The following is a 17,537-nucleotide window of genomic DNA, read 5'->3' on the forward strand; positions in this document are numbered from 1 at the left end:
CTCGAGGGGCGGAAGCGCCACCCCCGGCCCGCGCCGCGGCGGCGCCTGCGGCCCCCTGTCGGCGGCGGCGAGGACGGCGGCCCGCTCCTTCACGGCGGCGTCGAAGCGGCTCTTCGGCGCCACCGCGTCCACCAGCCGCCAGTCCACCGCCCGCTGCCCTTTCACCCCCTCGGCGAGCGTGCAGAAGATGTCGGCGTGGTCGCGGCGCACGCGCCGCTTGTCCACCACACGGGTCAGACCGCCGGTGCCCGGGAGCACGCCGAGGAGCGGCACCTCGGGGAGGCTCACCGCCGAGTTGCCGTCGTCCACCAGCAGGATCTCGTCGCAGGCGAGCGCCAGCTCGTAGCCGCCGCCGGCGGCGATGCCGTTGCACGCCGCCAGGTAGCGCTGCCCCGAGGCGGCGGAGGCCTCCTCGATGGCGAGCCGGGTCTCGTTGGTGAACTTGCAGAAGTTCACCTTGAAGGCGTGCGAGGACGACGCCAGCATGTGGATGTTGGCGCCGGCCGAGAAGACGCGCTCCTTGCCCGAAACGATGGCGACCGCCCGAACCTCCGGATGCTCGAAGCGCAGGCGCCTGACCGCGTCGGCCAGCTCGATGTCGACTCCGAGATCGTACGAGTTGAGCTTGAGCGCGTACCCCGGACGGAACGGCTGGCTCTCCTGCACGTCCCACACCAGCCGGGCGGTGTCCCCCTGCAGCTCCAGCCGCCAGTGGCGGTAGCGATCCGGGGCCGTCTCGAAGAGAACCGGCGCCGACGCCTGCTCGGTCTGAGGTTGTGTCACGGGAGGCATTATAACCTCTCACCGCCGGTCTCTTCTGGTAGCATCACGCCATGAATGCCCTGCCGATCCTCATCGCGGCGATCTGCATTCTGAGCATTGGATACCGGTACTATTCGGCGTTTCTCGCCGCGCGGGTGTTCGCTCTCGACGACTCCCGTCCGACTCCGGCCCACCGGCTGAACGACGGCCAGAACTACCACCCGACCAACAAGTGGGTCCTCTTCGGCCATCACTTCGCCGCCATCGCCGGCGCGGGGCCTTTGATCGGCCCCGTGCTGGCGGCCCAGTTCGGCTGGGCCCCCGGCCTCCTGTGGCTTCTGGTCGGCGTGGTGCTCGGGGGGGCGGTGCACGACTTCACGATCCTGACCGCCAGCATGCGCAGAAACGGCCGATCGCTGGCGGAGATCGCCCGGACCGAGGTCAACTCCCTGGCCGGGCTGACCGCCATGCTCGCGATCCTGTTCATCATCGTCATCGCGCTCGCGGGCCTCGGGCTGTCGGTCGTCAACGCGCTGCAGCACTCGGCCTGGGGGACGTTCACCATCGCGGTCACCATCCCCCTCGCGCTGTTCATGGGGTTCTACATGTACCGCTGGCGGCCCGGGGCGTACCGCAGCGGGACAATCATCGGCGTCATCGGGCTGTTCCTCGCCGTCATCGCCGGGCGCTTCGTCGCGGATTCGTTCCTGGGGCCATGGTTCACGCTGTCGCGCGGGCAGATCACCCTCGCCCTGGCGGCGTACGGCTTCATCGCCTCGGTGCTGCCGGTCTGGATGCTCCTGTGCCCGCGCGACTACCTGTCCTCCTACATGAAGATCGGGACGGTGGCGGCCCTGGCCCTGGGCGTGTTCATCGTCGCTCCCGAGATCAGGATGCCCGCGTTCACGGCGTTCGTCGCGGGCGGCGGGCCGATCATTCCCGGGAAGGTCTTCCCCTTCTGCTTCATCACCATCGCCTGCGGCGCGATCTCCGGGTTTCACTCCCTGGTCGCGTCGGGGACCACCCCGAAGATGATCGATCGGGAGAGCCATGCCCGGCCGATCGGTTACGGCGCCATGCTGTGCGAGGGGTTCGTCGGGATCATGGCCTTCATCGCCGTCCTGTCCCTGAGTCCCGCCGACTATTTCGCCATCAACGTGCCGCCCGATGAGTTCGGGAAGCTCGGGATGCAGGTCGAAAACCTTCCGCAGCTCTCCAGCGACGTCGGCGAGGAGGTCGCCGGTCGGACCGGCGGGGCGGTGTCGCTCGCCGTGGGCATGGCCCACGTCTTCTCGAACGTTCCCGGAATGCGCGGGCTGATGGCGTACTGGTACCACTTCGCCATCATGTTCGAGGCGCTCTTCATCCTGACGACGATCGACACCGGGACGCGCGTGGCGCGCTTTCTCCTGCAGGAGTTCTTCGGGAAAATCTACCGCCCGCTGGAGCGGACCGACTGGCTTCCGGGGGCGGTGGTGGCGTCCCTCCTGGTGGTCTCGGCATGGGGCCTGTTCATCCACACCGGGACGATCAGCACGATCTGGCCCATGTTCGGCATCGCCAACCAGCTGCTGGCCGCCATGGCGCTGTCCATCGGGACGACGGTGATCATCCGATCGGGCAAGGCGCGCTACGCCTGGACGACGCTCCTGCCGCTGGCGTTCGTCGCCGTCACCACGCTCACCGCCGGCTGGCTGTCGATCACCGATAACTTCCTGCCGCGCGCCCGCCTGGCGGCGACCGCCGGCGCTCGCTTCCAGAACTACCTCAATGCCGGCCTCACCGTGGTCATGATGACCCTGATCGTCCTGACGATCGCCAACTGCGTCTACACCTGGTTCGCGATCCTCGGAGCCCGCGCCGCTCCGGACCTCAATCGCAAGGCGCCGTCCGCTTCATGAAGGGAATGGCCTCCGCCAAGAGCCCGCGGTTGGTGGCGAGCAGGGCGTAGTGACCGCGGTTCATCCAGCGTATCCGCGGGCGCCCCCAGGCGCGCCACAGGCGGCGGACCGAGGCGGGCAGCATGATCCGGTCGTATCGCCCGGCGATCATCAGAATGCGCTCCCTGGGCACGCGGGGCGAGAAGGCCGCGGGGGAGATGACCTTCCAGGCGCGCGACAGCCGGCCGCGATCGAGCATGCCGCACGCGGCGAGATCCTCCCGGATGTTCCTCCCGAGCGGCGTGTCGAGGATGGGCGAGACCGGTGAATCGCCTCCGCCGCCGAGAACGACGAAGGCCCAGTCGTCCCTGACCGCCGCCATGATCCCCGCGAGGTAGGCCCCGAGCGAGTACCCGAACACCCCGATGGTCCCGTGTCCCTCGGCGCGCAGCCAGTTGACGGCGCCGATCATGTCGACGATCCCCTGGCGGAACGCCTCGACCGTGAGCACCACGTCGGCCGAGACCACCAGCTCGCCGCTGTACGTCCCGGGCGGCGTGCGCTCGAAATGCAGCGGATGCGCCACGAAGACGACCGAGAAGCCGGCGCGGACGAACGGCCGCACGTACAGGTGCTCGATCGTCTTGAGGGTCTTGTGCGCCCAGCCGTGGCTGATCACGACGACCGGGGCTCCCGGTGCGCGCCGGTTGCGGTAAAAGCGGCCGACGGCCACGTTGCTCTCGGGGAACGGCAGCGGATGCAGCGTCGGAAAGGTGAACCGGATCACTTCCGCCCCGGGAATCCGCCCGACGCTCTGCCGGCTCACCTTCGGGACCGTGCCGTTTCCGTGATAGAAGAGGGACGGGTCCTCGAAGTGGGCCGTCGCGTCGAGCGCCTGCCAGGCATCCCCCTCGGTGGCCAGGACCCGCCCGCGCCGGTAGGTGATCTTGTACCAGACGCGGAAATCGTCGAAGCGGACGTTCAGCGCCCTCCACAGCCGCGCACCCGCCTGGCGCGGCGATCGTCTCGAGTTCGACTTCATGCTCCTGGCATTCTAGCAGGCCGATGGAGAACGTCAGCCACACGCTCGCCGGTCTCGCGCTCGCCCGCGCCGGACTCGGCAGGGCCTCGCGCCTTGCGACCACCGCCCTGGTGGTCGGCGCGAATCTTCCCGACGTCGACCTGGCCTGGAGCAGCTTCCGGAATCCCCTGACCTATTTCCACCTCCATCGCGGCGTCACCCACGCCCTTGCGGGACTCGTCCTGTTGACCCTGGGCCTCTGGGCGGCCCTCCTTCTGATCGACCGCCTTCTCGCCGGCCGCGGAGAGGCCGCGAGGGCGCGCTCCGGCCCCCTCCTCCTCGCCTCGGCGCTCGGCGTCTTCAGCCACGGGGCGCTGGACGCCCTCAACTCGTACGGCGTCCGCCTGCTCCTTCCCTGGAGCGGAACCTGGTTCTACGGAGACCTTCTGGCGATCGTCGACCCGTGGCTCTGGCTCGTCCTCGGAGGCGCCGTCTTCGTGACGGCGCCGGGGACGCGCCGCCGCAACCTCGCGTGGGGGATGGGGGCGGTCGCCGCGGCGATCGTGGTGCTCTCGACGCCGGTCGTGCCGGTGGCCAGCCGCGCGGCGTGGGCCGCCGGACTGGCGGTGACCGTGGCCCTCTGCCGGGGCGTGGCGCGGCGCTCCCGCCCGGCCGGCCCCGGGGTCGCCGTCGCCGCCATCGGTGTCGTCCTCGGCTACGTCTCTTTGTGCGCCGTCGCGCACGATGTCGCGCTCGCGCGTCTCGGCCAGCTGGCCCTCGCCGAGGCGCGCGGGCCGTCCATCCCATCCGGCGGCGTGATGCGAATGGAATTCGCCGCCCTCCCGCGTCCCGCCGATCCGCTCCGCTGGGAGGGGATGGTCATCGACGAGCGGACCATCCGCCACCGCGTCGTCGGAGTGTTCCGGGCGCTCGATCCAGGGGACGCGACCTGGACGCGTTTCGAGCGCCGGCTCGACGATCGGGCGGCCGAGGCGCTCTGGGCCGGCTGCGCCGGCGGGGCCATCCGTGAGTTCTTCCGTTTCCCCTTCGTCGCCCTCGAGCCGGGAGCGGATGGCGGGCGCGACATCGTGGTCCGGGACGCGCGCTACGCGCGGCGGGGTCGCGGATTCGCGGTGTTCTCGGCGCCCCTGGGGGCGGACGGCCTGCCCCGGGTCGACCCGGGCCGGTGTCCCTGAACTGGCTTCAGGACGGCCCGCCGCTGTAGAACGTCTCGACGGGAATCGACGGGACGCGCCGCCGCACTTCCTCGGCGATCCGCTCCACCTCCGGATCGGCAAGCGGCGCGACGAAGGTCTCGGCGGGCGGCCGGGCCACGGTGTAGACCTGGACGAGGCTGACGCGCCCGCCCCCCGACACGATCTCGGAGACCCGGTCGCAGTAGGCCGCGATCTCGTCCGGCGCCGGCCCCTGGCCCCGGACCCGCATGAACAGCGACTGCAGGACGACGGGCCGCTCGCGCGCCGCGTCCAGGATGTTGGCGAGCACTTTGGCGAACGGGATCGTCGTCCGGTCCACCAGCCGATAGTAGTCCTCGGTGCCGGCGTCGAGCTTCAGCCAGAACTCGCCGTGGTCCCGATCCATGAGGCGCATGGCCTCCTTCACCTTGGGGCGATCGATGAGGGTGGCGTTGGTGAGCAGGATGACCTTGAGGTCGCCGAACCCTTCCGCCTTCTTGATCGCCAGCACGTCCTCGACGACCCCCTTGAAATTCGCGTAGGAGGGGGGCTCGCCGTCCCCCGCGAAGGTGATGTCGCGCACGATCCGGAGCGGGTCCGGCACCGATCGGAATTCCGGCCGCTCGAACAGGGCGCCGCTCCGCGCCTCCCGGAGGAGCGCCACCAGCTCGAGGCGCAGGCGCTCTTCGTCCACGCGGCGCACCCGGGGCTCCGTCGTCCGGTCGACCTGGCAGTAGATGCAGTCGAAGTTGCAGATCGTGTCGGGATTGAGGTTGATGCCGATCGAGATGCCGCGGGCCCGGCGCGACAGGACCGGGTAGACGTACGTGCTTCCCCGGTAGCTCCGGGGATGCAGGGTCACGGAGAGATCCGGCCCGGCGGGGCGTCCGGAATCGTCGGCCATTTCGTCATTATAATCGGCGGCGTGACCCTTTCGCCGCGCGACGCCGGTGTCCTGCGAAGAGCCCTCCTGGCCTGGTACCGATCGGGGCGGCGCGACCTCCCGTGGCGCCGAACCCGCGACCCCTATCGTGTCTGGATCTCCGAGATCATGCTGCAGCAGACGACCGTCGGCGCCGTCGTCCCGTATTACCGGCGCTTCCTGCGCGCTTTCCCGACCGCCCGGGCACTCGCCTCGGCGAGGCTGGACGACGTCCTCGCCGCGTGGTCCGGCCTGGGCTACTACCGCCGCGCCCGTCACCTGCACCGGGCCGCCCGGATCGTCGTCGCGCGACACGGCGGCCGCTTCCCCCGCCTCCTCGAGGAGGCCCTCGCGCTCCCCGGCATCGGGCGGTATACGGCCGGCGCCATCCTGAGCATCGCCTACTCCCTCCCCCTGCCGGTGGTGGACGGCAACGTGGCCCGCGTCCTGTCGCGGCTGCTGCTCGTCAGGAACGGGCGCTCCGCCGCCGGGCGGAGACGACTGTGGAGCGCCGCGGCTGCCCTCGTCGCGGGGGAGTCGGCCACGCCGGGCGATCTGAACCAGGCCCTGATGGAGCTGGGCGCAACCGTCTGCCTTCCCCGGCGCCCCGCCTGCGTTCGCTGCCCCGTCGCCCGCCGCTGCGCCGCGCGCGCCGCCGGCCTGGAAACGACCGTTCCGCCCCCGCCGCGCCGGAGACGGCCGGTCGAAGTCCGATCCGCCGTGGCCCTGGTGTCGCGTGGTGGGCGGCTCCTCCTGATCCGGCGTCGGGACGGGTCCCTGATGCAGGGGCTCTGGGAGCTCCCGGCGGCAGGACCGGGCGGCTCCGCCGACGGACTTCGCCTTCATCTGGAGAGGCCTCTGGCGACCGTACGCCATGCGATCACCTATCGCCGCCTCCGGATCGACGTCCACGCGGCCCGCCTCCTGTCGGAGCCCGTGAGGGGCCGCTATCGCTGGGTCGCCCCGAAGGACCTGCACCGCGTCCCGACCTCGTCGATCGTCCGCAAGGTCCTCGCCGCCATCCCCGGAGATGCGGTTTGACCGGTCTTCCGGGACTGTGTTAGCGTTCCTGTCTCCATGTACCGGGTCACCGAAAGCATCGAGTTCTGCTACGGGCATCGCCTGCTCCGCTACAAGGGGAAGTGCGCCCACCTGCACGGTCACAACGGCCGGGTCGAGATCGAGCTGACCTCGCCGAGCCTCAACGATCAATCGATGGTGGCCGATTTCTCGGACATCAGCCGGATCGTCAAGGAGTGGATCGACCAGAACCTCGACCACCGCATGCTGCTCCACAAGGACGACCCCCTGGTGCCGCTGCTCCTGAAGCATGACGAGCCGGTCTTCCTCATGGAGAACGATCCCACCGCCGAGGCGATTGCCCGGGTGGTCTTCGACCATGCCGTCTCCCGCGGCCTCCCTGTCTCGGCGGTCCGCCTGTGGGAAACCAGCAGCTCGATCGCGTCGTACTCCCCCTCTCTGTCCCGGTGACGGCCCGGCCGAATACTCGGGCAGGCTCCTAGACGGTGACGTTGCGCGAGAGCTTCTCCGCGATCAACGCCCATTTCCACCTGGTCGGCATCTACACCCTCGTCGAGCTGTTCCTGCGCTTCGCCGTGCACTGGTCCGGGGAAGACCCCGAAGGGCTGCCGCTCATCCTGGCTTCCTTCCTGGTCTTCTTTACCACGGTCTGTTGCATCCTGGGGCTGGTCTACCAGTCGGCCGCGGGGGGTGCGGTGAGCCACACCGCCGTGCGCTGGGCGATCGGACTGTTCCTGCCTCTCGTGTGGCTGTCGATCAAGATCGATGTCGCGGTGTACGGCGTCACGGCGCTTGCGGCGGCCGTCTACCAGTTCGCCGGTGGGGGGGGGTGCGCCGTTCGACAAGTCGTTCGCGCAGGTCGTGTACTGGGCAGGGCCCTTCCTGGGCTTCGGAACGCAGATCCTCGCCCTCTACGCCACCCCGCTGTGCGTCCTGTCGCGCACCCGGGGGGAATGGCGCCCGAATATCCGCGAGGGCCTGCGGCTCCTCCGGGCCTGTCCCGTCGAATCGCGGCGGCTCCTGCTGATTCTCATGGTGATGATGGTGCTCGGAGGGGCGCTGCATTTCGCCCAGGGGCCGGACGGCCTCAAGGCCCCGCCCGGGATTCCTGAAGGGTTCGTCCTCTTCGCCAATTCCTACCTGGCCCTCGTCGCGTTCTTCGGGGCGACGCGGGTCGTCCTGTCGCGCCAGCCCGCCGGCCGGAGCGAGGTGCCGGTCGATCCCGGCACGGCCGCTCCCGGACCCCGCGCATAGTCAGTCCGGTCCGGCACTCCGGCCCGGCCGAACGCCCACACCCTCTCGGCGCACTTGCAGCAGCGGCCGCAGTGCCGCCCGTGCCGTGGATTGGCGCACGACAGGGTGAGCTCCAATGGCAGGTCGCGGCCGCGGCGGATCACGTCGTCCTTCGCCAGGCCGCGGAAGGGGGTCAGGATGCGGATCGGCGTCCCGAGTCCCCGTCGCAGCGCCTCCTGCATGGCGCGGAAGAACCCCGGCGTGCCATCCGGAAACGGGTTCAGGTTCAGGATGCCGGATCCCAGGACCGGGATGCGGCGCAGGGCGCAGAAGGTTCCCGCCTTCGAGAGGAGCGAGAGGTTCCGGCCCGGCAGGTAGATCGACTCGTCGCCGGCATGGAAGCCCGGCGTGTGGCGGCCGGTCGTGCTCCAGTGGCCGGCGTACAGATCGGACATCGGAACATGAACGAAGGCAAGGGGCAGGAGCCGGGGCGACCGCAGGGCGCGCAGGAAGGCCCGAAGGCTCGCAATCTCCGCCCTCTCCCAGCGCAGGCCGGCGCGCACGTAAAGGGGCTGGACGCGGCGATAGCGGCGGGAGAAGTCGCGGAGCAGCACGGCGGAATCGAGGCCGCCGCTGACCAGGACGCAGGCGGTCCCGGCGCGCGGACGCGGGGAGAACCGCCGCGGGCGGCGGCGCAGGCGGCGGCGTGGAAGGGTCACGGCGCTTCCCTTCGAGGAGATCAGCCGCGCAGCTTGTTCTCGGGTCTCCGTGGAGGGTCGTTCGCCGGCCGCGGAACGACGGCCGGGTTGGGCTTGAAGGACGGCGTCAGGTCCTTGTTGATCACGGCCCACTCGGGAGATTCCTCTTCCGTTTCCACGATGGCCTCGATCGGACACTCCGGCAGGCAGGCCCCGCAATCGATGCATTCCTCGGGGTTGATGATCATGAACTCCTGCCCCTGGTAATCCCCCGGATGGATGCAATCGACGGGACAGACGGCGACGCACGTCGCGTAGCGCTCGCCCAGGCATTTTCCCGTGATGACGTAGGACACGGTGACGACCTCCTCAAAGGTGTTGAAACCACGGACCCGAGGCGGGATCGTATCACACAGAATCCCGGCCTTGTAAAGACCAAACCGGATGGCCCTCCGAAGTCAGGCTGCCTATATTGGCTGCCGTGAGCCGGCGACAGTGATTTCACGATTGTAACGGGAGGGAACTTCGTGCCCACCGCACGCGCGCGTCGCACCATCCTCGTCTTTCTGATCATCCTCACGATCATCGTGGTCGCGCGCGTCGCCTCCTCCGCGGAGGGTGGCTCTCTCGCGCCCGAATGCGGACAGTCAGGGAGCGGGGACGCGGCTCCGGCGCAGGACCGGACCGGCCTGTTCCACCGCGCCCGGGTGGCCCTCTTCGATCCCTATGGCAAGGCGGCCCCCGCGCTCCGGGCCCTGGGGATCCAGAGCGAGACCTTCACCGCTTTCGAGGGGCTCGCCCTGTTTCGGGGCGACGTGATCGTCATCGGCCCGGGGGGATTCGCGCGCGGGCGCGAGGCGCTGGGGCCGATCCTCGCGGCGCGCGCCCGCTCCGGGATGCGCCTGTTGCTTCTGGAGCAGCCCTCACTCCCCGGCACGCTCAGCGAGGATCTGCGGCTGTGGCCCTCGTTCGCCCGTTCGGCGGACAGCACGGCGGTGTTCGCGGCGCACCATCCGGTCCTGCGCGGCGTCGCGCCCGCGAGCCACGCCGCCGGCGTCGCCGGCGCTCCGCGGGTCCGGCCCCTCCTGCCGCCGGCCCACGGGAATTTCCGGGTCATCGCCGGGATCCGGACGCGCAGCGGGACATCCTGGCAGGAGGGAGTGACCCTGCTCGAGGTCCCGATCGGCGAGGGCCTGGTGCTGGCCGCCCAGGAATCGCTCTGCTCCGACTTCGACCTGGACCCCGTGGCGCGGACGGTCCTTGCCAACACCCTGGCCTATCTCCTGGGAGAGCGACCCGTGCTGAAGAAGACGTTCATGTACGGCGGCTCTCCGGACGACCTCCCGGCCTGCCTTGCGCCCCTGGCTCCGGCCGCTGCCAGGGCCCCCCGCGACCTCGAGGGGGTCGAGGCGCTGCTCGTTCCGGGCGATTGGCGCGCCCCGCGCCTGTCCGGGACGCCGGGCCTGCCGCCGCTCGCCGAGATGGCCCGCTTCCTGCGCCAGGGAGGGACCGTCGTGCTCCTCAATCCCCAGCCGATGTCGGGGAATTACCTGCGAGCCGTCACCGGCTTTCCGGTCTATTTCGAGTCATCCACCCCGTTCCGCCCGCATCTGGATCCGGACGCGGCCCTGTTCGAAGGGATCAGCTTCGACGACATCGACCCCCTGTGGCGCGATGGACGCCCGGAGTTCCGGCTGCGGAGCGCGGGCGACGCCGTGACGCCGGTGGTCATCGCCCCCGGCATCGCCCAGTACAGGGTCGGGCTGGGCACGCTCGTGGCGCTGACCCTTCCCGACGCCTCCGACTGTGCCGCGCCGCGCACGTCGAGTCTTCTGGCCCGGCTCCTCACCAACCTGGGCGTCCCGCTCGACCACCGCCCCGGCATCGATCCCGAGGCCATCTCGCTCCTCGACGAGTAGAGGCCGGCGGAACCCCGTATAATCCGCATAGTGGCGCTCAGAGTGTGGAAACGACCATCACCAGCTCGACGGCTGCCCGGGCCATGTCATCCAGTTATCAAGCTTCAAGCCAGCCCCCACCTCAAGCTGCAGCCGGGTTTGGCAGGCGACATCCCCTCGCACCGCGTTCGCGGATGAACACTTGACCGCGACCAGCTCCTGCCCGTGAACGGGTCTCTTCTCCACACTCTCGGCGCCACTATGTATAATCCGCGCCCTCGGAGTGTGTTCGAGGACGCGCCCATGAGATGCACCGCAAAGAGTTTCGGATGGTTGGCCGCCGCGATCCTGTTCACGGTGATCGGGACCCCGATCGCCGCCAGACAGAGCTCGGAGGTCCGCGAAATCGTCCTGAAGCAGATCCAGCTGCCGCATCATTACTACTATCGCGAGATGTACCTGCCGCAGGCGACGACCGGACCCGGCTCGGTCGCCTGGTCCCCCGACGGCGCCGAGCTCGTCTACTCGATGCAGGGGTCCCTCTGGCGGCAGCGCCTGGGCACGAAGGAGGCCCGCCAGGTCACCTCGGGCCCCGGCTACGATTACCAGCCGGACTGGTCCCCCGACGGGCGGTTCATCGCCTTTGCCTCGTACCGGGACGACGCCGTCGAGCTCTGGCTCCTCGACACCAGGACCGGCCAGACGCGACCGATCACCCGGAACGGAGCGGTCAACGTCGAGCCGCGCTTCTCCCCCGACGGCCGGCGCATCGCCTTTGTCTCCACCGTCTTCAACAGGAGATTCCACGTCCACACCGTCACCCTGGACGATCAGGGGGAGCCCGGTGCGTTCGAGCGGCTGACGGAGGACCACGAGAGCGGGCTGCCGCGCTATTACTACCATCCGTTCGACCATTACATTTCTCCGTCGTGGTCGCCCGACGGCAAGGAGATCGTCCTCGTCTCCAACCGCGGCCACATCTGGGGGACCGGAGGCCTGTTCAGGATCAAGGCCAGTCCCGGGTCGGAGCTGCGCCCGATCCACGACGAGGAGACCACCTGGAAGGCCAGGCCCGACTGGTCGCCCGACGGCCGTCGAATCGTCTACAGCTCGTACCTGGGAGGCCAGTGGAACCAGCTCTGGCTCATGACCGACGAGGGGGGGGACGTGCTGCCACTCACCTACGGCGATTTCGACGCCACCTCGCCGCGCTGGTCGCGGGACGGGCGGCGCATCGCGTTCATCTCGAACCAGGACGGCAACACCTCTCTGTGGACCATCGAGATTCCCGGCGGCCGGCGCGAGCGCGTGGAGCCGCGCGACCGGCGCTACCTGGGCCCGGTCGGCCGCGTGAAGCTCGCCATCCTCGACGCCCGGACCGGCCGGCCCGTCCCGGCCAGGGTGTCGGTGACCGGGCCGGACGGACGGGCCTTCGCTCCCGACGACGCCTGGCGGCATGCCGATGAGGCGTTCGACCGGTCGCGGAGCAGGTACGAGTACAGCTATTTCCACACGAACGGGAGCTCGGAGGTGGTGGTCCCGGCCGGCCCGGTGACGATCGAGATCATCAGGGGTCTGGAGCACCGTCCGGTCGTGAAGCAGGTGACGGTCCCCGCCGGCGGCACCGTGCCGGTGCGCGCCACGCTCCAGAGGATCGCCGACATGCCGTCCCGGGGTTTCTACAGCGGCGACCTGCACGTCCACATGAACTACGGCGGCACCTATCGAAACACCCCCAAGGGGCTGGCGTTCCAGGGGCGGGCCGAAGATCTGGCGGTGATTGAAAACCTCGTGGTCAACAAGGAGCAGCGCATCCCGGACATCGCCTACTTCCCCGCCCGGCCCGCCCCTCCGTGGAACGAGGGGACGCTGGTGGTCCACGGGCAGGAATACCACACCAGCTTCTGGGGCCACACGGCGATCCTCGGGCCGCGCGACTACTTCCTGATGCCGGCGTACGCCGCCTACGCGAACACGCCCGCCGGAAGCCCCTACCCGAACAATCCCGCCGTCTTCGACCTGGCGCACGGGCAGGGCGCCCTGACCGGCTACGTTCACCCGTTCGACGCCCCTCCCGATCCCGCCAGGATGGAGGAGCCGCTCACGCACGACCTTCCTGTCGCCGCGGCGCTCGGCAAGGTCGACTACTTCGAGGTGGTCGGCTTCAGCGACCACCTCGCCACGTCGACGGTCTGGTACCGCCTGCTCAACTGCGGCCTGCGGCTCCCGGCCGGCGCCGGCACCGATGCGATGGCGAACTACGCCTCGCTGCGCGGCCCGGTGGGCGTGGATCGGGTCTACGTGAAGACCGGGGGACGGCCCGATCACGCGGCGTGGCTCCGCGGCATCCGGAGCGGCAGGACGTTCGCGACCAACGGGCCGCTCCTGGAGTTTTCCCTCGGCGGCAAGGGACCGGGGGACGATCTGCAATTGCCGGACGGAGCGCACAGCGTCCAGGCGCGCGTCTCCCTCCGGTCGATCGTCCCGGTCGACCGGCTGGAGATCGTCGGGAACGGGCGCGTGGTGGCCGATCTGCCGCTTACGGGAGACCGGACGTCCGCCGCGGCGACCCATGATCTCTCCGTCACGGCCAGCGGCTGGTACGTGCTGCGCGCCTACGCGGCGCACCCGGAGCACCCGATCCTGGACATCTATCCGTTCGGGACGACGAGCCCCGTCTACGTGAGGGTGGGACACGGCAAGGTCCGGTCGCCCGACGACGCAGGCTATTTCCTCGCCTGGATCGATCGTCTGGAGAAGGCGGCCCGCGAGCACCGGGGCTGGAACACCGAGGCGGAGAAAGCCTCCGTCCTGGGCGACTTCGCCAGGGCGCGGGAGTTCTACCTGGCGCAGATCACTCCGTGATCGCCGCGGCCGGAGCGTCGGCCGCGGGCGCCAGGAGCCTGCCCACGAACGCCGCGCAGGCGTCGCCGACCTTGCGGTAGTCGCCGCCGAAGTGATGCGCCCCGGGCAGGGTCACCATCTCCACCCCGGCGCCACCGCGCAGGGCCGGGCAGATCGACTCGTCCTCCTTCTCCCCCGAAACGCAGAGCAGCGGCAGCTGCCCGAGGGCGCGAGCGTGGTCGACGACCTTGTGGGGCGTCGGCTTCTCCTTCGTCCGCAGCCAGTCGAGAACGCTCACCTCGAAGGAGGCGTTCGGGCCGGGGCCGACCAGGATCAGCCCCGCGAACCGCCCCGCGAATTCGCTCCGATCGAGCACCACCGGCATCACCTCGGCCCCGAACGAATAGCCGCCGGCGAAGAGCGGCAGCCCGCGGGGACGGCAGGCCGCGACGAGCCGCTCCAGGTCGGCGGCGACCCGGTCCGGCGGCTTCTCGCTCCAGAAATACTTCAGGGTGTTGAGGGCCACGGTGGAGACGCCGCGCTCCGCGAGGCCGTCGACGATGGCGCGGTCGAGGTTCGACCATCCGCCGTCCCCCGAGATGAAAAAGAAGAATCCGCGGGGCCTTTCGACGAGGCGCAGCTCGAGAGGCAGGTCCAGCGACTCCAGCTGCGCCTCGAGGCCCGGGTCGCCCGCCACGCGCTTCGGCTTCGGCGCGGCCCCGGGCCCGCCGGAAGCGCGCAGGATCTCCGCGAGGCCGCGATCGAACGCTTCGCCCCACTTCCCGGAGTTTCCGTAGCCGTGCCCCACTCCGGGGAGCAGGGACACGCGCGCCCCGCGCACGCCGTCCGCGAAGGATCGGGTCGCCTCCGGACGGCAGACGACGTCCTGCGCGCCCTGCAGGATCTCCCATGTGGAGTCCAGCTCCTCGACGGGGGCCACGTCGGCCTCTCTCTTCTTGGAGTCGTAGAGCGGCCGGAAGCGATCGTGGGAGCAGAGGGGCGGGACGCCCGTCAGGTCGGGGCAGAACCCCAGGCTCATGCCGCCCGAAAAGCTTTCCGGCGAGGCCGCGAGGGCCGCGTAGACCAGCGTGGCGCCGCTCGAGTAGCCGACCAGGGCAGGCCGCGTGTAGGCGGGGAATCGCACCTGCTTCTCGAGCGCCTGGCCGATCCTCTCGAGATCGCCGGCCGGATACCAGCACGACGGGGCGGCGGTCAGCGCGGCGTGGCGCAGGCGCGGATAGGACAGCCCCGCGACCACCGCGGCCCCGCCGGCGGCGGCGCGGCGCGCCATCTCGACGACCCCCCGGTTCCACCCGCCGTCGCCGCTGAGGAACAGGACGACCCGGTCGGGCCGCCCGGCCGGCACGTAGACCTTCGAGTCGCCGACGAGCGGCAGCCGGAGCGCGATCTCGCGGACCGCGGCCTGCGGCGGCGACCCGGCGGCGAGAAGCGCGGCGAGCGCCGCAGCCATCATGCGGTCCCCCTCCTTCGTTGAATGACCGAGCGCCAGCCGCCGGCGATCAGGACCGACACCTGCGCCACGGCGAGAGGCCACTCCCAGAATCCGGGGTACGCCATGTAGCGCGGAACCCAGGTCGGGTGGAACTTGGCCTTGTAGGCCCTGAGGCCCTGGAAATTGTAGAGCCCCTCTCCGTGCCGGAACAGGAGATGGGCCAGCCGCTCTCCCAGGCGCGCCCCACTCGACTCTCCGACGGACGCCAGCGGGGCCATTCCCAGATTGAAGGTCTCGTACCCTTCCTGCTCGCCCCAGAGAAGGAGGCGGGCGAACAGGTAGTCCATCACGCCTTCGGGGGCCTGGCGTGAATGACGCATCAGGTCGATCGACAGCTCCTTCCTGCCGGGTCCCGGCAGGAGGTTGGCGAAGGCGACCGGCCTGCCCCGGGGATCGCACACGAGCGCGCAGGGGAAACGGGCCATGTAGGCGTCGCTCCAGGCTCCGATCGAGAACTGCTTCTCCCGCGCTTCCTTGCTCTTCAGCCAGGCGTCGGAGATGGATCTCAGCTCCTCCATGCGCCGCACCACCTCGTCCGGCGGAACCACGGTGAACGAGAAGCCTTCGCGCTCCTCGACGCGGTTGACGGCATGCCGGAAGTGTTTCCAGCGCGCCCCCTCCAGGCTGAATCCCCGGAGGGGGATGATCGCCTCCTCGCCGAGCTTGAAGAAGGAGAAGCCGTGGTCGTGCAGGAGCGGCAGCCAGTGCGGGGCGATCTGGTAGAAGACCAGCCGCCGGTCCATCTCCTGCGCCCGCGCCATCAGCGCCTCGAGGAAATCGCGCTCCTCCCCGCCCGGCACGGTCGGATCGCTGAACACCACGAGGTACGCTCCCACCACGCGGTAGGCGCAGAAGGCACGATCCTCCAGAAAGAAGAACGACTTGTCCCCCGAGGCGATCATGAGGGGGGTCGTCCCCGATCCGCGCTCCTGGTGGATGCGAACGGCGCGCGCGATCTCCTCCGGGGCGGGCGCCTCGAAACGGGCCGGCACGCGGAGCCCGACGTACAGCAGGATGGCGACGGTCGAAAACCCCAGAACCGCCAGCGAGCGCAGAAAGCGGGCCGCCTGATCCGCGTGGCCGGCGAAGCCGAAGGTCCACCAGAGCGCATGCTCGTAGGGGACGGAGGCCTGCGAGCCGAACCCGACGAAGGCGAAGATCGCGACCGCCAGGACGGCGATGCCGATCGCCGTCCAGCCGAGCCAGGGGGCGCGCCCCTCCCTCTTGAACAGGGCGCCCTGCGACCAGGTGACGCCGCCCAGGGCGAACAGGATGACCGCCTCTTCGTAATCCAGCCCCTTGAGAAGGGCGATCAGCCCGGCGACGAGGAGGACCGCCACGGTGACCCGCTGGGCCTCGCGGTAGCCGCGCGCCACGCCGCGCGCCAGGAGAAGCAGCGCGAGCCCCGTGGCCGCACCCGCCAGGTGCGACAGCTCGACGACTCCCACGGGCACCCAGCGTTCCAGGATCCGCAGGCGGTGCGCCAGCGCGGGCGACGCCGTGCTGGCGAGCATGATGGCGCCGCCTCCGCCGATCAGGATAGCCAGGATCGAGGGGACCGGGCGGAGCCAGCGCGCTCCCGCCCGGGCGCCGCGCACGAGGAGCGCCAGGCAGGCAAGAAGCCACGGCGCCAGGTAGTACGTCGCGCGATACGCGATCAGGGCGGCTCCGGCCGAGGCGGGACCGACCGGCAGGCGCGCCAGCCAGAAGGCATCGGCGCTGCCCAGGCCGCCCGGCAGGAGCGACGCCGCGCCGATCAGCTGACCCGTGAAGAACGCCCGGACGACCGGCACCAGGCCGGCCGGCTCTCCGGTGGCGCGCACCAGCGCGGCGAAGACCGCCGCGGCCACGACCCAGTCGAGAAACGCCACGGCGAACAGGGCCGCCCAGGTCCGGCCCCCGCGCGCCAGCCAGCGCGGCGTGCCAGGATGGCGGCCGATGCGCCCGAGCAGGGCCGCGAACAGCGCCAGGATCAGGAGCGCGCCGGCCGGAGCCAGGAGGGGCGGCAGGAGCCAGACGCTCACCAGGCAGGCCAGGAGCGCGGAAGAGAAGGCGGTGATGTTGGCGACGATGGCGGCGCTGAGGACGGCGGCATCGACGGCGTAGGGCCGGTAGAGCAGGAATCGGATGGCGTTCCCCGCGATCGGGCCGAGAGTCAGGAAGTTGCTCCAGGCGAAGGCGAGCGTCCCGAAGATCCAGCGGACGGCGCGGGGCACGTGCGTCCCGCGGAGAGTGATCAGGTCGTAGCAGCCCAGAAGCGCGAAATTCAGGGCGGTCAGGCCGGCGGCGACGGCCAGCCAGCGGCCCGACAGGGAGCGGAGCGCCTGGCGGACCTGGAGGAAATCGATCCGGCGGAGCTCCTCCCAGCCGATGACCAGGACGGCCCCGGCCAGCAGGATCGGCCACCATCGGCCGGCGCTGCCCAGGACTCGCAGGGCGAGGATGCCGGCCCTGCCGCGCCCGACCCGCTCGGGGATCCGCTGCTGCATGGCGCGAGAGTATAGAATGGCGAAGGACTATGGGCGGCAC

General features: G+C 70.3%; 14 protein-coding genes. 7 read left to right on the forward strand and 7 right to left on the reverse strand.

Annotated elements, in window-relative coordinates:
* A partial coding sequence (locus tag VGV60_04280) for an enoyl-CoA hydratase-related protein (GenBank protein HEV8700473.1) occupies positions 1 to 792 on the reverse strand: 792 nt, incomplete at its 3' end.
* A gap of 41 nt (positions 793 to 833) precedes the next feature.
* On the opposite strand from VGV60_04280, the gene VGV60_04285 reads away from it, so the two are divergent.
* Positions 834 to 2,663: a carbon starvation CstA family protein gene (locus VGV60_04285; GenBank protein HEV8700474.1), complete on the forward strand. Its 1,830-nt coding sequence runs from the start codon at positions 834 to 836 to the stop codon at positions 2,661 to 2,663.
* Here VGV60_04285 and VGV60_04290 read toward each other — a convergent pair.
* A complete protein-coding gene (locus VGV60_04290) occupies positions 2,635 to 3,684 on the reverse strand; it encodes an alpha/beta hydrolase family protein (protein HEV8700475.1) in 1,050 nt (349 codons plus the stop codon). The genes VGV60_04285 and VGV60_04290 overlap by 29 nt on opposite strands.
* A 23-nt stretch (positions 3,685 to 3,707) precedes the next feature.
* On the opposite strand from VGV60_04290, the gene VGV60_04295 reads away from it, so the two are divergent.
* Complete coding sequence (locus tag VGV60_04295; protein ID HEV8700476.1) at positions 3,708 to 4,859, forward strand: metal-dependent hydrolase; 1,152 nt, start codon at positions 3,708 to 3,710, stop codon at positions 4,857 to 4,859.
* 7 nt (positions 4,860 to 4,866) lie between these two features.
* On the opposite strand, the gene VGV60_04300 is transcribed toward VGV60_04295, so the two are convergent.
* Positions 4,867 to 5,721, reverse strand: a complete 855-nt coding sequence (locus VGV60_04300; protein ID HEV8700477.1) for a radical SAM protein — start codon at positions 5,719 to 5,721, stop codon at positions 4,867 to 4,869.
* Between VGV60_04300 and mutY the strand changes: the two genes are divergently transcribed.
* The 3 genes from mutY to VGV60_04315 all read left to right on the forward strand — a co-directional run bounded on the left by mutY (position 5,710) and on the right by VGV60_04315 (position 8,076).
* Entirely contained in the window at positions 5,710 to 6,822 is a 1,113-nt protein-coding gene (mutY, locus tag VGV60_04305; protein ID HEV8700478.1) for an A/G-specific adenine glycosylase, read from the forward strand. The genes VGV60_04300 and mutY overlap by 12 nt on opposite strands.
* Positions 6,823 to 6,858: 36 nt before the next feature.
* The gene (locus VGV60_04310) at positions 6,859 to 7,272 is read left to right on the forward strand and encodes a 6-carboxytetrahydropterin synthase (GenBank protein ID HEV8700479.1); all 414 of its coding nucleotides are present in this window, start codon (positions 6,859 to 6,861) and stop codon (positions 7,270 to 7,272) included.
* A 369-nt stretch (positions 7,273 to 7,641) separates the two neighbouring features.
* On the forward strand, positions 7,642 to 8,076 hold the full coding sequence (locus tag VGV60_04315) for a hypothetical protein (protein HEV8700480.1): 435 nt from the start codon (positions 7,642 to 7,644) through the stop codon (positions 8,074 to 8,076).
* Here VGV60_04315 and VGV60_04320 read toward each other — a convergent pair.
* Both VGV60_04320 and VGV60_04325 read right to left on the reverse strand, forming a co-directional pair.
* The gene (locus tag VGV60_04320) at positions 7,959 to 8,774 is read right to left on the reverse strand and encodes a 7-cyano-7-deazaguanine synthase (GenBank protein ID HEV8700481.1); all 816 of its coding nucleotides are present in this window, start codon (positions 8,772 to 8,774) and stop codon (positions 7,959 to 7,961) included. The genes VGV60_04315 and VGV60_04320 overlap by 118 nt on opposite strands.
* 20 nt (positions 8,775 to 8,794) lie before the next feature.
* Positions 8,795 to 9,109 carry a ferredoxin family protein gene (locus tag VGV60_04325; protein HEV8700482.1) on the reverse strand — a complete coding sequence of 105 codons (315 nt, stop codon included), beginning with the start codon at positions 9,107 to 9,109 and terminating at the stop codon, positions 8,795 to 8,797.
* Positions 9,110 to 9,280: 171 nt separating this feature from the next.
* On the opposite strand from VGV60_04325, the gene VGV60_04330 reads away from it, so the two are divergent.
* Both VGV60_04330 and VGV60_04335 read left to right on the forward strand, forming a co-directional pair.
* Positions 9,281 to 10,672, forward strand: coding sequence for a hypothetical protein (locus tag VGV60_04330; protein HEV8700483.1), 1,392 nt, complete (start codon positions 9,281 to 9,283; stop codon positions 10,670 to 10,672).
* Between the two features lie 282 nt (positions 10,673 to 10,954).
* The gene (locus tag VGV60_04335; protein HEV8700484.1) at positions 10,955 to 13,516 is read left to right on the forward strand and encodes a CehA/McbA family metallohydrolase; all 2,562 of its coding nucleotides are present in this window, start codon (positions 10,955 to 10,957) and stop codon (positions 13,514 to 13,516) included.
* Here VGV60_04335 and VGV60_04340 read toward each other — a convergent pair.
* Together VGV60_04340 and mprF are read right to left on the reverse strand one after the other, a co-directional pair.
* Positions 13,506 to 14,969 (reverse strand): AcvB/VirJ family lysyl-phosphatidylglycerol hydrolase, encoded by a 1,464-nt coding sequence (locus tag VGV60_04340; protein HEV8700485.1) that lies wholly within the window; start codon positions 14,967 to 14,969, stop codon positions 13,506 to 13,508. The two genes, VGV60_04335 and VGV60_04340, sit on opposite strands and share 11 nt — an antisense overlap.
* Positions 14,966 to 17,497 carry a bifunctional lysylphosphatidylglycerol flippase/synthetase MprF gene (gene mprF / locus VGV60_04345; protein ID HEV8700486.1) on the reverse strand — a complete coding sequence of 844 codons (2,532 nt, stop codon included), beginning with the start codon at positions 17,495 to 17,497 and terminating at the stop codon, positions 14,966 to 14,968. The genes VGV60_04340 and mprF overlap by 4 nt, the downstream gene beginning before the upstream one ends.
* Between the last annotated feature and the right edge of the window lie 40 nt (positions 17,498 to 17,537).

It is taken from the genome of Candidatus Polarisedimenticolia bacterium (genome assembly GCA_036001465.1).
GTDB lineage: Bacteria > Acidobacteriota > Polarisedimenticolia > Gp22-AA2 > Gp22-AA2 > Gp22-AA3.